Origin of the sequence: Streptomyces iakyrus, from assembly GCF_000717055.1 — a bacterium.
Lineage (GTDB): Bacteria > Actinomycetota > Actinomycetes > Streptomycetales > Streptomycetaceae > Streptomyces > Streptomyces iakyrus.
In genome coordinates this window covers 108,105-122,588 of record NZ_JNXI01000014.1, presented here as the reverse complement: position 1 = coordinate 122,588, position 14,484 = coordinate 108,105, and the positions used below count along the sequence as shown (strand labels likewise).

The window sequence follows — 14,484 nt, the reverse complement described above, 5'->3', positions numbered from 1 at the left end:
CACCCGCACCCATGCGCACCCGCATCACCGCCGCCGCCCTCGCCGCGGCCCTGACCCCGCTCGCCCTCACCCTCTCCGCCCCCGCCGCGCACGCGGCGCCGGCCGCCGCCCCCTACGACTTCAACGGCGACGGCCGCGCCGACCTCGCGATCGGCGCGCCGGGCGCCACCGTCGCCGGGCAGGCGAAGGCCGGTGCCGTCTCGGTGGTCTACGGCAGCACCAGCGGGCCGAAGACCTCCACGCGCACCCTGCTGACCCAGAACACCGCCGGCATGCCCGGTGCCGCCGAGGCCGACGACGCGTTCGGCTCCGCCCTGACCTCCGCCGACCTGAACACCGACGGCTACGCCGACCTGCTGATCGGCACACCCGGCGAGGACGGCAGCGACACCAACGACGGCACGGTCACCATCGTCTGGGGATCGGGGTCCGGCCTGTCCGGTGCCCGTTCGCTGGCCGGCTTCTTCAGCACCGACTACGACCGCTACGGCCAGGCACTGGCCGCGGGCGACTTCGACGGCGACGGGGACGCGGACGTCGCGGTCGGCTCCACCGGCCCGGTCACCCTCTCCCTCATGAACGGCCCGATCACCAAGACCAGCGCTCTCAACGGCGGCTCGGGCAGCGGCTGGGGGGCGGCCTCCCACGGCATCACCCACCTCTCCTCCGGCGACGGCACCGGCGACGGCCACCCCCGCGTCGTCCTGCACGGCCGCGCCGCGCACAACGGCGCCGCCACCACCTCCCTCGCCGACATGAGGATCAGCAACTACACCCACTGGCTGCAGAAGCTGCCCGCCGGGTTCGTCTCCGCCGTCGGCGACATCGACGGCGACGGCCACGACGACATCGCCGTGGGGAACGACCGGGAGGCCTCCGCCGACCCGGGGGGCGCCCTCGGCGGCAAGGTCACCGTCGTCTACGGCGGATCCGACGGTCTCGACGGCGGCCGCGCCCCACTCGTGCTCACCCAGGACACCGCCGGGGTCCCCGGCGCCGCCGAGAAGGGCGACCGCTTCGGCAGCGGCGTCTGTCTCGGCGACGTCAACGGCGACGGCTACGCCGATCTGGCGATCGGCACCGCGGGCGAGAACGGCTCCGCCGGCGCCGTCACCGTGCTGTACGGCTCGGCGTCCGGCCTCACCACCAAGGGCGCCACCTCCTACAGCCAGAACACCACCGGGGTGCCCGGCGCCTCCGAGCAGGGCGACCGCTTCGGCGAACGCGTCACGCTCACCGACCACACCGGCGACCGACGCGCCGACCTGACCGTCTCCGCGCCGGGCGAGAACGCCGGCGACGGCGCGATCTGGTCCCTGCGCGCCACGGCCACCGGCCCGACGACCACCGGCTCGACGAGCTTCGGCCCGGGCACCACCGGCATTTCGACGGCCGGCGCCCCGGGCTACGGCACCGCGCTCAACTCCTGATCAGCACTGACCACCACCCTTTTCCGAACCGACGGGGATCCCGATGCGCAAGCGCACCCTCCTCCTGGCCACGGCCCTCACCACCGGCCTGCTCACGGCCCTGCCCGCCACGGCGGCCACCGCCGCACCCGCCACCGGCCCGACCACCGACTTCAACGGCGACGGCTACGGCGACGTGGCCTTCGCCGCCCCCTACGCCACGGTCGACGGCAAGGGCATGGCCGGCTACGTCGCCGTCGTCTACGGCGGCTCCACCGGCCTCGACCCGGCCAAGCGCACCGTCGTCAGCCAGAACACCGCCGGTGTACCCGGTGACGCCGGCAACGAGGACACCTTCGGCGGCGCACTCGCCCAGGCCGACCTCAACGGCGACGGCTACACCGACCTCGCGGTCGGCGCTCCCGGCGACCGCGACGGCACCGACGGCGACGGCGGCACCGTCACCGTCCTGTGGGGCTCGGCGAACGGCCTGCGGAACGGCACGACGGTCAAGGACCCGGCCGTCTCCGCCCACAACAACTGGGGCAACCAGCTGACCGCCGGCGACTTCGACGGTGACGGCGCGCAGGACCTGGCCGTCGCCACCGACACCGACGACGTCCACGTCGTCCGCGGCCCGTTCACCACCAGCGGCACCACGGGCGCCACGCAGAAGATCTCCACCCCCGAGCCGGCGTGGATCGTCGACGCCATGAAGGCGGGCGACACCAACGCCGACGGCAGGTCGGACCTGGTCCTCACCTACCGGGTCGAAATGAACGGGGGCGAGACGACCAGCTGGTCCAAGGGCGTCGCCTACCTCGGCTCCCCCACCGGCCCGGACACCACCGTCCCCCGGCCCCTGAACGGCGGCACCTCACTGGCCCTCGGCGACATCAACGGCGACGGCCACGACGAGATCGCCCTCGGCAACGTCTTCAGCAAGGGCAGCGACCACACCGGCAGCCTCGGCGGCAAGGTCGTCGTCATCCGTGGCTCCGAGGGCGGCCCCGTCAACGGCGACGCGCCCATGGCCGAGCTCACCCAGGACTCCCCGGGCGTCCCCGGCGCCGACGAGGAGCGCGACAACTTCGGCGGCTCCGTCTCCATCGCCGACACCAACGGCGACGGCTACGGCGACCTCGCCATCGGCGTCGGCTTCGAGGACATCGGCACCACCGAGGACGCCGGTGCCGCGATCCTCATGAACGGCTCGGCCTCGGGCGTCTCGCGCACCGGCGCCCGCACCGTCACCCAGAACACCGCCGGCGTGCCGGGCACCGCCGAGGCCACGGACTACTTCGGCTCCGAGACCCTGCTGGCCGACGTCACCGGCGACGGCCACGCCGAGTTCACGATCACCGCCGGTTTCGAGGACGAGGGCATCGGCGCCATCACGGCCCTGCGCGGCTCGGCCACCGGCCCGGTCACCGACGGCGCCCGCACCTTCGGCCCGGGCAGCCTCGGCCAGACCCGCTCGTACGGCGCGTTCGGCGCCAACCTCATCGGCTGACCGGCCAGGGAGACACCATGCGCAGATCCACGACGACCGCCCTGGTCGCCGCCCTGCTGGCGACCGCCGTCACCCCCATGCTCCTCACCGGCCCCGCCGCCGCGGCACCGGCCAAGCATTACGACGACTTCAACGGCGACGGCCGCCGCGACCTCGCCTACGGCGGCTACAACGACGTCGACCGTGAGGGCGGCACGATCACCGTCGTGTACGGCACCGCCACCGGCCTCGACACCGCCCACCCGAAGTTCCTCCACCAGGACAGCGCCGGCGTGCCCGGCTCCGGCGAGGAGGACGACCAGTTCGGGGCGTCCCTCGCGAGCGCCGACCTCAACAAGGACGGCTACGCGGACCTCGTCGTCGGCAACCCCACCGAGCACGTGGGCAGCGAGGACTACCGCGGCACGGTCACCGTCCTGTGGGGCTCGAAGACCGGCCTGTCCGGCGGCACCAACATCACCCCGCTCGGCGGCGCGGCCGGCCACTTCGGCCGCGACCTGGCCACCGGCGACTTCACCGGCGACGGCTCCCCCGACCTGGCCCTGATCGGCGGCGAGGAGGCGTGGCTGTACCGCGGCCCCTTCACCAAGTCCGGCACAACCGGCAAGGTCAGCAAGATCGACAAGGGGTCGGGCGGCTGGTACTCCTCCGCGCTCGGGGCCGGAAAGGTCGACGGGGACGCCAGAACGGACCTGGTGGTCATCGGCACGGAGATCACCGGCAGCGACATCCGAGAGCGCGCCTGGTACCTGAAGGGCACCTCCTCCGGCCTCGCCTCGGGCGCGTCCAAGACCCTCAGCGACCGGCAGGAGGGCCTCTACCCGAGCCCCGTGATCGGCGACTTCGACAAGAACGGCTACGGCGACATCACCCTCGGCGTGCCCGACAAGGACAACGGCAAGGGCGCGGTCACCGTCTGGCGCGGCACGTCGTCGGGCCCGGGCACGTCCGTCACCCTCACCCAGGCCACCTCCGGCGTCTCCGGCAGCCCCGAAGCCGACGACAACTTCGGCTACGCGATCTCCGCCGCCGACACCAACGGCGACGGCTACGCGGACCTCGCGGTCGGCGTCCCGCACGAGGACGTCGACGGCAAGGCGGACCAGGGCGGCGTCCAGGTGTTCCGCGGCGGCTCCGGCGGCCTCAACGGCGCCCGCTCCTCCTGGATCGCCCAGACGGTGCTCGGCCCGGCCGACTCCCACACCGCCTTCGGCTACACCCTCCGCCTGCGCGACCTGACCGCCGACGGCAAGGCGGACCTGGCCGTCGGCGCGGCGAGCAACGCGCTGCTGATGCCCGGCACGGGCACGGTCCCGACGAAGACCGGCGCGATCGTCCTGCCGGAGCTCGGGGGCGGACTGCCCGACTGAGGCGGGGCGTGCCCCGTACGGCCTAAGGTCAGGCCTGGGGGGGGCGGGCCGTGGGGCCCCACGGAGTCCGGGCACGGGCCGACGGGCTCTGGGCGCGGCCTGACGGCTCCGGACGCGGGCCGACGGACTCCGGGCGCAGCCCGAGGGCCTGCCGGCCTCCGGGCGCAGCCCAACGGACTCCGGGCGCAGCCTGCCGGCCTCCGGGCGCAGCCCAACGGACTCCGGGCCCGGCCCGTAAGGCCGAACCCTGACGCCCCACCGACACCCCAAGTCCCGGCCCCTTAAGGGATGTCACAGCTCGGCCGCAAAGCCGGGCCCGGAAGCCCGGGCCCGGCACGCCACCGCCGGGGACCAGGTACGTTCGAAGACGTGGCTGGATTCAGGATCGGACGCGGCCGGAACAACGGCGCTCCTCAGACGCGACCGCACAACCCCCCGTACGGGCAGCAGACGCCGCAGGGGCCGTCGTACGGCTCCCCGCCGGCGCCGCAGTCCTACCCGCGGCAGCAGCCGCCGTACGGCAACGGCGGCGGCCCGGCATGGCCGCAGCCGAACGCCGCGCACGGCGGCGGCTACGGCGGCCAGGGCGAGCCGGAGTACTTCGGCGACGGCGCGTACCCGCCCGGCCCGCAGGGCCCGCCCGACCCGTACGCGGCGAACAACCCGGGCCACACCCAGGCCTTCTCGGTCGGCGAGGACCCCTACACCCAGGGCGACACCTACCGCGCCGGCTCGGCGGCCCCGGCACCCGGCCCGGTCGGCCCGCGTCTGCACTGGAAGGACCTGCTGAGGGGGATCGTCCTCGCCCCGAACCAGACGTTCCTCCAGATGCGGGACTACACGATGTGGGGCCCGGCCCTGATCGTCACGTTCCTCTACGGCCTGCTCGCGGTCTTCGGCTTCGACGGCGCCCGCAAGGATGCGATAAACGCCACACTGTCGAACGCGGTCCCGATCGTCCTGACGACGGCCGTCGCGATGGTGCTCAGCGCGTTCATCCTGGGCGTGGTCACCCACACCCTGGCCCGCCAGCTCGGCGGTGACGGCGCCTGGCAGCCCACGGTCGGCCTGTCCATGCTGATCATGTCCCTCACGGACGCGCCCCGCCTGGTCTTCGCGATGTTCGCGGGCGGCGACGCGATGTTCGTCCAGCTGCTCGGCTGGGCCACGTGGATCGCGGGCGGCGCCCTGCTGACCCTCATGGTCAGCCGCTCCCACGACCTGCCCTGGCCGAAGGCGCTGGGCGCGTCGGCGATCCAGCTGATCGCGCTGCTGTCGATCGTGAAGCTGGGCACGGTCTGATCGTCTGCGGGCACGAGAGAGGGGCTCCCGGGGGGAGCCCCTCCTTTTGTTTTCTCCCGCTGGTCAGGCGTCGAGCACCTGGCCGGCCCGCCGCACCACGGGCGGTTCGACACTCCAGGCTGACTTGACTCAATGACAGTAGTAGTCTGACCTGCTCAGAGGCAGGGGGCTGATCGTGGCACGCAAGGTGGGGGTCTACACCCGGATCTCGCGGGATGACGAGGGCGAAGCGTTAGGAGTCGCCCGTCAGCAGCGGGACTGTGAACGTCTCGCGGACCTGCGGTCGTGGCAGGTCGTCAAGGCCTACGAGGACAACGACGTATCCGCCTTCAAGCGCAACGTCGTCCGCGACGAGTTCGAACTCATGCTGAAGGACCTCCGTGCCGGCCTGATCGACGGCATCGTGGCCTACGACCTGGACCGCCTTGCACGGCAGCCGCGGGACCTGGAACGACTCATCGAGATCTTCGACGAGCGCCCCCGCCTGGAGTTCGCCACCGTCACGAACGACATCAACCTCGGCACGCCGGACGGCCGGACCATGGCCCGCATCATGGTGGCGTTCGCCAACAAGTCGTCGCACGACGCCTCACGCCGGATCAAGCGCAAACACCTGGAGCTGGCTCAACAGGGCAAGGACAGCGGTGGGCCAGCGCCATACGGCTGGCGAAGGGAGGACCGCACAAAGGTCGATCCCAAGGCGGCCGAGGCCATCCGCGAGGCTCAGCGCGAAATCCTGGCGGGCGTCCGCCTCGGAACCATCCGAAGGCGATGGCAGGAACAAGGCTTGGGCCACCCCCGCGCGGGCACGCAGCGTATGGCGCACCACCGCGTCGAACACATCCTGACCAGCCCAAGACTGGTGGGCTACCGGACATACCACGGCGAGATCCTGCACGGCGACGATGGCCAACCGATCAAGGGCGATTGGGAGCCGATCAACACCCTTGAAGAGTGGGAAGCCGTTTGCGCCGCGATCGCTGAGCGAAAGCAAAAGCACCCTGGCAAATCTCTGGCGCGCAAGTACCTGCTCTCTGGCATCGCTCGCTGTGGGCTATGCAAGACCAAGATCCGAGGGCAGATCAACCAGCGATGGGAACCGGGCTCGAAGGCCGCGAAGTTCAGCTATCAGTGCTCGGTAGTGAACGGCGGTTGCGGCAAGGTTGGCCGGACGGGCCCACCCGTCGACACCCTGATCGCTCAGCTTGTGCTGGAAGAACAGCGTGCACGAGCTTCGGTCACGGCGATCCAGGGCGAACAACGTTGGCCCAAGGAGACCGAGTTGGAGCAGGTCACCCAGGACATCGCTCAACTAGTCGAGGCTGAGCGCTCCAAGCAGATCACGGTGGCCACTCTCTTGCAGCTCCTGCCGGCCAAGGAACGACTGCGCGACGAGCTGAAGCTGGAGCGGGCCCGCTTCTACAAGGAGCAGAAGCAGGCCGAGGCCAAGAACGATGCGGCCGAGCTGTCCGTCGAGGAGTTCTTCGCGCTTCCTGTCGAGCGCCAACAGGAGATCGTGTTGCACAGCCTCTCAGCAGTGATCATCCATCCTGCGGGGCGTGGTCGACGGAAGTTCGACCCCAGTCTGATCGAACCTGTTTGGCACTGATGATCAGGCCCGCCCGTGTAAAACGAGTGCGCGGCGAACCCACTCCTCGTCCCGCTCGGGAGCACGGCGAAGGTGCATCCGAAGCCACTCGTCCGTGGTCATCACCTCACGCTTGGACGTGGCCTTACGGGCCTGCGGGCTATCGGTCTGACTCATCAAGGGCACCTCCTGCCAGTTCTTCACGGGCGATCTCCCGGTTGTGCTGTATGTCGCGGCGGATGTTGGCGGCGAGCCAGGATTCGCCGGGGGTGTGGCCGTGGCCGGCGTACGACCAGTGGGCGAGGGTCAGGGTGGTTGCTTCCTCGTCGTCGGGGTCGGGCAGGCCGAGGGCTTCGCGTTGCTGGGTGGCGCGGTAGTCGGCTCGGGTCTGGCGGAGGGCGCCGAGGGTGGTGGAGTAGCGGCGGGACTTGGTGGAGAAGTGGCCGCGGAAGCCGAGCATGTGAGCCCAGTCCCGGAGCTTGCGATCCGGATAGAGAGCGTGAAGGTCGAGGCAGGCCTCAATGAGCCGGGCGGGGTGGTCGGGCACGCCGAGCAGGACCAGGGCTTCCTTGTTGCCGATGCGGCGGTCCACGGTTCCGGTGGTCTCGGCTGCCTTGGTGGCGTACTTGGCGACGTAGGAGGCGACGGCCTGTTCGGTGATCTCCTCGCCGTGGCCGAAGGCGCCGATCGGCTGCACGTCGAGCTGCGTGCCCCAGCGCAGTGTCCGGGCGGGCTGGTCCCCTGCGGCGGGCACGTCGACGGTGACGCGGGCGGCCGCGGCATGGATGGAGTCGGTGAGCAGATCGAGGGTGGCCCATGCCGGCGGCGGGTCGTCTGGCCCGTCGGGTCCGTCGAAGCGGATCACGGCATGGAAGTGGACGGCCCCGCGCTTTTGGTACTCGGCGACCTTGCCGAAGGAGACGCGGGACTGTTCCTTGGCAGCCTTCTGTGTGAGCCCGGCCCGCTTGGCGATCTCGCGGCGCAGGTAGATCGTGAAGTAGCGCCACAGCTCGGAGGCGTGGTTGTTCCAGAGCACGGCGCCCGCGTAGTCGTACATGGCGGGGTCGAGCGGGGTGCCGAGTTCGGGTGCGTCCTCGCCGTGGTGCTGGCCGCAGCGGCAGGGCCGATTTCCGGGGCGGTTGTGGACCGGGCCGAAGGACGGTGCGGTGAGGGTGGCAAAGACCCGAGGGTGATCGCGGATGGTGTGCGGGGTGCCCTTGCCGGGGTCGCCGACGAGTCCAGCGCGGATGAGGTGGTAGGTGTCGCCTGCGTAGGTCCAGGCGCAGGCCGGGCAGCGCGAGGCCCTGCGGTTGCCGCAGGCGATGCGGAGTCGTCCGCCGGGTTCGGTGTCGGTCGAGTAGGAGTGCAGCACCTGCCCGGTGGCAGCGTCGCGGGTGACGGTGGTGCCCTGCAGGTGGATGGGATCGGAGCAGCCGCCGGTGCGGCGGATCTGGTCTTGGATGCGGTCGAAGCCGGTGGACCCGGCCACCCTCAGCACGTCAGCGAGGGTGGCCGGGTCCAGGCCCGCCGCGGTGGCGGTGTCGGTCACGCGTCGTCCTCCTGGACGCTGTGGCGGTCGATCCACTCCTCTGCGCAGACCTTGTGGACGGGCTTGCCGCGGTCCGAGCGAAGCGGGGTGGGCTTGGTGCAGATCACGCAGGGCTTGTCGCCGCTGTGGTCGAAGTGCTCGGGTGAGCGCCAGTCGAGGAGAGCCACGACGGTCACCTCCCGGACTGCGCGACGGCGGCGGGGGCGGTGCGGCCGGTGCCCTGGCAGGTGCGGCACTCGACACGGAGGAGGATCCGAGAGCCGTCGTTGTAGCGTCCGCCGGTGGTGATGGCCACGGTGGGGAAGCCGTCGCAGGCGCGGCAGACGCGCGTGTCCTGGGCGTGCTGGGGCATGATGAGGTCTCCCTTTCGGGTCCGTTGGATCTGGAATGGGTGCAGGCGCCCGGAGCGGCGGAAGTTTGGCGACCGAGGCCGCTCCGGGGGCCGTTCAGCGGTGGTTGTGCAGGTCCTTGATCAGCAGGCGCAGGACGACCGCGACCAGGGCGACAGAGACGCCGGTGATGGCGACCGCGAGCATCAGCGAGACCAGGACCGCGCCGACGACGAGGACCACGGCGCCACCGCCAGCGGCGAGGGCGAGCGCGCTGCCCGGGGTGAGCTGGACCGTCGGCCGGTTCGAGGCGGCGGGAGCGATCGAGGCCGGGGCCGACGGCTGGACGGCCGTCGGGATGACGTACGGGGTGGCCGTGACCGGGGGCGCGGTGTCGCGGGGCGGGTACTTCGGCGTGAACACGAGGCGGTTCCCTTCTCTACTTGAGGACGGTTCCGAGGGCGGGGGCGAGGAAACTTCCGGCGACGAGGTAGCCGCCGACCAAGAGCACGGCGACCAGCCACCACGGCGGGCGGGCGAGCTTGACGCCGAGCCATCCGACGACGAGCAGGGCGAGCCAGAGCGGTACGTCCATGGCGCGATCTCCCCTCAGGCCTTGCAGCGGTGGGTGCGGGCAGCGAGTTCGGCACCGGCGCGGGTGTCGTAGTCGGCGGCGAAGCCGCAGCCGGGGGCGGTGCAGGCGGCGGTGTGCTTGTCGCGGCCACGGCCGTCATAGGCGGTGGCGACCTGCACGGGACCGATGCGGATCACGTTGCGGAAGCGGCGGTAAGCAGGCACAGGCGGTTTCCCCCTTCGGATCAGGCGAGCTGGAGTTCGGCGGCGATGGCGTCGGCCATCGGGGCGGGCAGTTGGAGCCGGGCGGACAGGGCATCGGCGGCCATCGGGGACCCGGTGGAGGCCCGGTGGGCGTCGGCGATCTTTCGGGCGTGGTCGAGCAGCGCGGCCGGAACGGCGGGAAGGGGCGCGGGCTTTGGTGGGGCGGGTGCCAGCTCCGGAGCGGCCGGGTCGGGGGCGGGTTCGTCGGTGCGGTGCATCTCGACTTCCGGCGCCGCCGGTTCGTCCACAGGCTGTGCAGGAGGAGCGGGCGGCTCGGTCGGCATGTGGACCAGGAGGGTTCCGCCGAGGAAGGCCAGAGCGGGCCAACCGGCGACGAGGATGCGCAGCCAGGCGGGCACGTGAGTCAGGTCGAGCAGGCCCGCGGTGGCGATGTTCGCGCCGAGCGAGGCAGTCAGAGCGATGACGAACCAGGTCCAGGCGGAGCGGTCACGGCGTGCCGTTCGCAGCCTGCGCCAAGCGGCGACCAGCAGCAGGTCAACCGAAACCGGGTAGGCCCAGGCCTTCCAGCCGGTCTGTCCGGCAGCTTCGGCCAGGTCGTGAAGGTGGGCGAAGGACAGTGCGCCAGCAATGACGGCCTGGACGAGTACGGCGTCGAAGCGGATCGAGCGGGACACGGGGGCACCTCCCTTCAGAGGTCGGGCCAGGGGCGGGCGGGGAGCGGTGTCCGACCGCCCGGCCCCGGCGGAGGTTCAGTCGGTGGGGGCTTCGCCGGACCCGAGGCAGGTCAGGCACAGGCCGGTCTGCCGGCCGACGGTGCGGCGCTTGCGGCCGACGCGGACGGTGCGGGAGACCTCTCCTGTGCCCTTGCAGGTCGGGCACTTCGCGGGCTCCGGTTCGGCGACGACGGGCGTGGGGGTCTTCCGAGTGGCCACGGCAGATCACCAGGCCCAGGGAGAGTCGGAGTCGGGGTTCTCGGCGGGCTCGTCGCGGTAGGCGTCCATGGCTTCCGGCGCGTTGTTCCACGCGGACAACAGGGCGGACTCCAGCGGGTCATACGGCTCCGGGCTCCGGTCATCGGGCTCCGGGAGAACGACGCTCACGAGGATCACTCCTTCCGGTTTTCGGCATGGCTCGGGTAGGGACCTGGCGCGAAGCGGTCGCGCCGACCGTGGCGGAGACGTGGGTTACTCGGTGACCGGGCGAGGCTTGACCAGCGACGGACCGGCCGCCGAAGCGGGAGCAGGCACGTAGGGGCGGAACGGGTCGAGGAACGGCAGGGCCGGGACCAGGTGGGCGAACTCCCGGCAGACGGCGACCACTTCTTCGCGAGGGGTGTCCGGGGTGCGGATCTTCGACCAGCCGCCAGAAGCATCCGCCGCGACCGCGGTCCCGGGGCGGTTCATCTGGATCAGGCTTGCGGCCGGGACGGCGTCCGGGGCCACGTCCGCCAGGCCCATGTCGGCGGTCTGCTTGTCGTTGACGCGGTGCACCACGCGGCCGGTGAGCTGGGCACGGAGCATGGTGGCGCCCTTGCCCAGGTCGGAGCCGAAGCGCTGCCCGCAGATCTCCAGGTAGATGCCGATCGCGCGGGCCATCTGTGCGAGCCGGATCAGCGCGGTGACGATCCGTTCCCGGCGCTCCTCATCCTTCTTGGAGGAGATCAGGAACAGTTCCGCCACCTCGTCGACCAGGACGACCACGGGCACCGGCCGCACTTCGTCGGGCAGCTCCCACAGGTCCGAGACGCCGTGGCGGCTCAGCAGGTCGAAGCGCTCTTCCATCTCAGCGACCAGCGCGCCGAGCAGGGAGGCAGCGTCGTCGGGGGTGGTGACCAGCGCCGACAGGCGGGGCGCGAAGGCGGACTGTTCCACCCCGCGCTTGCAGTCGATGCCGACCAGGGCCACCGGCAGTTGCGCCAGCCCTTTGATCAGGTTGCGCTGATACATGGACTTGCCGGAGTGGTTCGCACCCAGGGTGAGCGCCATGGGCGCCTTGCGGTAGTCCCGCTCGAACGCGGTCCCGTCCTCGCGCACCGCGACCGGCACGGCCATGTCGTGCGGGCGGGCATTGCGGGGCATCCGCACACGGCGCAGCACGTCATAGCCGGTCATCCGCAGTTCCACGAAGCCGGGCTTCGTCTCGACCACGGTCACCGAGTGCACTCCCCAGGCGTGGCGGAGCCGTTCCGAGGAAGCCATCACGTCCGCGGGCTCCAGACCGGCGGGAAGCCGCAGGGTCACCCGCAGCCCGGTCGAGGTGCCGCGTACCCGGCGGATCTTCGGCGGGACCGGCTGAACCTCACGGCGAGCAACGCTCCGGGTCATGAACGCCCGCAGACCCGACGGCTGCACCGTCAGCCCACACACGTCCATCGTCGAGCGGTACGAGAAGATGAAGCGGCCCCAGGTGACCGGCATCCCGACCAGCGACCAGTACACCCGCGGCGCGCGAACCTTCGCGTAACCGAGACCACCGGCACCGGCTAAGGCTCCCGTGGCCTCCAGCCACATTGTCAGGTCACTCATGGTCAGGCCGCCGGGGTGATCGCGACCGCACGGAACGAGATGCCGTGCCGCTCTGGCCGTTGAACTCGTTCTCCCAGTCACGCGCCTTCAGGCCGATGACCTTGACCGGCATGCCCGGCTGGAGGCCCTCCGGGAGGCCGGTCTCCGGGACGGTCACCTGGTACAGGTTGCCCTCCCCCTCGTCCGAGACCAGCAGACCCACGGTCGAAAGGCTCGCGTTGGTCTCCCGGTCAACAGCCCGCTCACCGGTCTTCTTGTTGACCATCTTCGGTTCCGGCGCGGTCGCCACGAACACCACAGCGGACGAAGTGTCGATCTTGAACGACGGCATAGTTACCCCTTACACAGGTGAGAGTTAGGCCCCTTGGACCTCTTGCTCAACTTGTTGGTACAAGCTGATACCTAGAGATTGCAGCACGGGGTGTGAGACGTCAAGCACTTCACGCGAACATGTACCAACAAGTTGAGCGAGTGCGTCATGATGGGGTCTATGAGCAAGCAGCCGAAGTATCAGCAAGTGGCCGATGCGCTGCGGCGCGAGATTGACAAGGGCACCTACGGGCCCGGCTCACGGCTGCCATCGGAGGCTGAGCTTGCGGCTCGCTTCGAGGCTTCGCGCAACACTGTCCGATCCGGGCTGGGCCTGCTCGTAAGCCAAGGACTGATCACGTCGAGCCAAGGTCTCGGCTACGAGGTGCGGAAGCATGAGATCTTCGAGCTGAACGCTTCGCGGTTCGAGAACCTGAACTTCCCCCAAAATGGCGATGCCTACTCGACCGACGTCACGAACGCTGGGCGCCGACCACACCAGACCTTCCGCGTCGAGGTGACCACGATGCCGGAGGACATCGCCCAGCGGTTGCGGGTAGAGACGGGATCACGGGCGGTACTGCGGTTCTGCCATCGCTTCGTTGACGACGTGCCGTGGTCGACGCAGGCGACGCACTACCCCGATTGGCTCGTCAGGGAGGCACCACGCCTCGCCGAGCCCGGCGATGTCGCGGAGGGGACCACCCGATACCTCGCCAGCCACGGCATCGAGCAGATTGGGTACGCAGACGAGATCGCTACCCGAATGCCCACGCCAGACGAGGCCCGTCTGCTGGAGATCGGGCCTGGGGTACCCGTCCTGCTGTGGACCCGCACGGGGTACACCGCAGAGCGCCCAGTGCGCTGCACGATCACCACGTTCCGAGGCGACCTGAACCGGATGAACTACGAGATCGGCGACCTGTCCGCCCGGAACGAGAACGACGCCCAGTGAAAATCACCCTCGCAACCCCGGCCGACCTGCATCAGTTGCTCGCCTTCCGTGAGGAGGCAGCGTCATGGATCAGCGCGCTAGGCAGCGATCAGTGGAGCCGCCCGTACCCGGCAGACCGTCTGTTGGCCACGATCGAGGCCGACACCGTCTTCATGCTGAGGGAAGGGGGAGACACAGTCGGCACGATCACGCTTACCTCGGAGGCTGAGGAGGGATTGTGGTCGGAGGCGGAACTTGCCGAGCCGTCGATGTTCGTGAACAAGTTGACGGTCTCCCGCGACTACGCAGGGCGGGACCTTGGGGGGAGGCTCCTAGATTGGGCTGGCGACCGAGCCTACCGATCAGAGGCCAAGTGGCTGCGACTCGACGCTTGGACCACCAACCAGCAGCTTCAGCGGTACTACCTTGACCAGGGCTTTCAGCACGTGAGAACCGTCCTCGAAGGCACTGCTGTCAACGGAGGCCCACGTGTCTCAGGGTGGCTGGCCCAGCGCCCCGCCCGGCTGGCCGATCACGGCTTTGCCGATGAGACCCCGAGTCCGGAACCCCTCCGGGCCTGAGCTGTTACAGGTTTCTCTACCTCATCAAGGCACCCGGCTGCGCTCCGCTCCGCCGGGCGCGCTTCCCGGCTCCGCTCCGCCGCCGCTCCTGCCTTCGGCCCGCTCCGGCGGGCTGCGCCGACGCGCGCCCGCGCGTGGATAGGGCCGGTAGCCATGAGTCGATCACCGCACACAATGCCCGCGGGTTAGAACAGTGCCTCCGGCGGGGGATCGGCCGGCACCGGGATGGAGGGGGCACCGTCCCCGACTGCGGGTCCGTAGTGGCGTGCGCGGGAGG

At 70.6% G+C, this 14,484-nt stretch carries 17 protein-coding genes and 1 pseudogene; 7 read left to right on the top strand and 11 right to left on the bottom strand.

The window, feature by feature from the left end; genetic code table 11:
* The first annotated feature begins 11 nt into the window (after window positions 1–11).
* From OO68_RS21855 to OO68_RS21835, 5 genes are all read left to right on the top strand, one after another.
* On the top strand, window positions 12–1,430 hold the full coding sequence (locus OO68_RS21855) for an FG-GAP repeat protein (RefSeq protein ID WP_033310097.1): 1,419 nt from the start codon (window positions 12–14) through the stop codon (window positions 1,428–1,430).
* 43 nt (window positions 1,431–1,473) lie between these two features.
* Window positions 1,474–2,922, top strand: a complete 1,449-nt coding sequence (locus tag OO68_RS21850) for an FG-GAP-like repeat-containing protein (protein ID WP_033310096.1) — start codon at window positions 1,474–1,476, stop codon at window positions 2,920–2,922.
* Window positions 2,923–2,939: 17 nt separating this feature from the next.
* A complete protein-coding gene (locus OO68_RS21845) occupies window positions 2,940–4,292 on the top strand; it encodes an FG-GAP and VCBS repeat-containing protein (RefSeq protein WP_033310095.1) in 1,353 nt (450 codons plus the stop codon).
* Window positions 4,293–4,580: 288 nt separating this feature from the next.
* A complete protein-coding gene (locus OO68_RS21840; RefSeq protein ID WP_033310094.1) occupies window positions 4,581–5,594 on the top strand; it encodes a Yip1 family protein in 1,014 nt (337 codons plus the stop codon).
* Between the two features lie 175 nt (window positions 5,595–5,769).
* A complete protein-coding gene (locus OO68_RS21835; protein WP_033310093.1) occupies window positions 5,770–7,203 on the top strand; it encodes a recombinase family protein in 1,434 nt (477 codons plus the stop codon).
* Between the two features lie 139 nt (window positions 7,204–7,342).
* Here the strand turns inward: OO68_RS21835 and repSA are convergent, their stop codons facing one another.
* From repSA to OO68_RS42385, 11 genes and pseudogenes are all read right to left on the bottom strand, one after another.
* Complete coding sequence (gene repSA, locus OO68_RS21830) at window positions 7,343–8,731, bottom strand: replication initiator protein RepSA (protein WP_033310092.1); 1,389 nt, start codon at window positions 8,729–8,731, stop codon at window positions 7,343–7,345.
* Complete coding sequence (locus OO68_RS46885) at window positions 8,728–8,898, bottom strand: hypothetical protein (RefSeq protein WP_167345912.1); 171 nt, start codon at window positions 8,896–8,898, stop codon at window positions 8,728–8,730. Before OO68_RS46885 ends, repSA begins: the two co-directional genes overlap by 4 nt.
* Before the next feature lie 5 nt (window positions 8,899–8,903).
* Window positions 8,904–9,083 carry a hypothetical protein gene (locus OO68_RS21820; RefSeq protein ID WP_033310090.1) on the bottom strand — a complete coding sequence of 60 codons (180 nt, stop codon included), beginning with the start codon at window positions 9,081–9,083 and terminating at the stop codon, window positions 8,904–8,906.
* 94 nt (window positions 9,084–9,177) lie between these two features.
* A complete protein-coding gene (locus OO68_RS21815; protein WP_033310089.1) occupies window positions 9,178–9,483 on the bottom strand; it encodes a hypothetical protein in 306 nt (101 codons plus the stop codon).
* 16 nt (window positions 9,484–9,499) lie between these two features.
* The gene (locus OO68_RS45585; RefSeq protein ID WP_086083352.1) at window positions 9,500–9,655 is read right to left on the bottom strand and encodes a hypothetical protein; all 156 of its coding nucleotides are present in this window, start codon (window positions 9,653–9,655) and stop codon (window positions 9,500–9,502) included.
* Window positions 9,656–9,669: 14 nt separating this feature from the next.
* Window positions 9,670–9,858, bottom strand: a complete 189-nt coding sequence (locus tag OO68_RS21810) for a mobile element transfer protein (RefSeq protein WP_033310088.1) — start codon at window positions 9,856–9,858, stop codon at window positions 9,670–9,672.
* 20 nt (window positions 9,859–9,878) lie between these two features.
* On the bottom strand, window positions 9,879–10,532 hold the full coding sequence (locus tag OO68_RS21805; protein ID WP_033310087.1) for a DUF2637 domain-containing protein: 654 nt from the start codon (window positions 10,530–10,532) through the stop codon (window positions 9,879–9,881).
* A gap of 75 nt (window positions 10,533–10,607) precedes the next feature.
* A complete protein-coding gene (locus tag OO68_RS21800) occupies window positions 10,608–10,790 on the bottom strand; it encodes a hypothetical protein (protein ID WP_033310086.1) in 183 nt (60 codons plus the stop codon).
* A gap of 6 nt (window positions 10,791–10,796) precedes the next feature.
* Window positions 10,797–10,958: a hypothetical protein gene (locus OO68_RS46315; protein WP_157852743.1), complete on the bottom strand. Its 162-nt coding sequence runs from the start codon at window positions 10,956–10,958 to the stop codon at window positions 10,797–10,799.
* A gap of 84 nt (window positions 10,959–11,042) precedes the next feature.
* Entirely contained in the window at window positions 11,043–12,383 is a 1,341-nt protein-coding gene (locus tag OO68_RS21795) for an FtsK/SpoIIIE domain-containing protein (protein WP_033310085.1), read from the bottom strand.
* A 2-nt stretch (window positions 12,384–12,385) separates the two neighbouring features.
* A pseudogene (locus tag OO68_RS42385) lies at window positions 12,386–12,714 on the bottom strand (SCO3933 family regulatory protein).
* Window positions 12,715–12,873: 159 nt separating this feature from the next.
* On the opposite strand from OO68_RS42385, the gene OO68_RS21785 reads away from it, so the two are divergent.
* Together OO68_RS21785 and OO68_RS21780 are read left to right on the top strand one after the other, a co-directional pair.
* Window positions 12,874–13,647 carry a GntR family transcriptional regulator gene (locus OO68_RS21785; RefSeq protein ID WP_033310450.1) on the top strand — a complete coding sequence of 258 codons (774 nt, stop codon included), beginning with the start codon at window positions 12,874–12,876 and terminating at the stop codon, window positions 13,645–13,647.
* Complete coding sequence (locus OO68_RS21780; protein ID WP_033310084.1) at window positions 13,644–14,207, top strand: GNAT family N-acetyltransferase; 564 nt, start codon at window positions 13,644–13,646, stop codon at window positions 14,205–14,207. The genes OO68_RS21785 and OO68_RS21780 overlap by 4 nt, the downstream gene beginning before the upstream one ends.
* Window positions 14,208–14,484 lie beyond the last annotated feature (277 nt).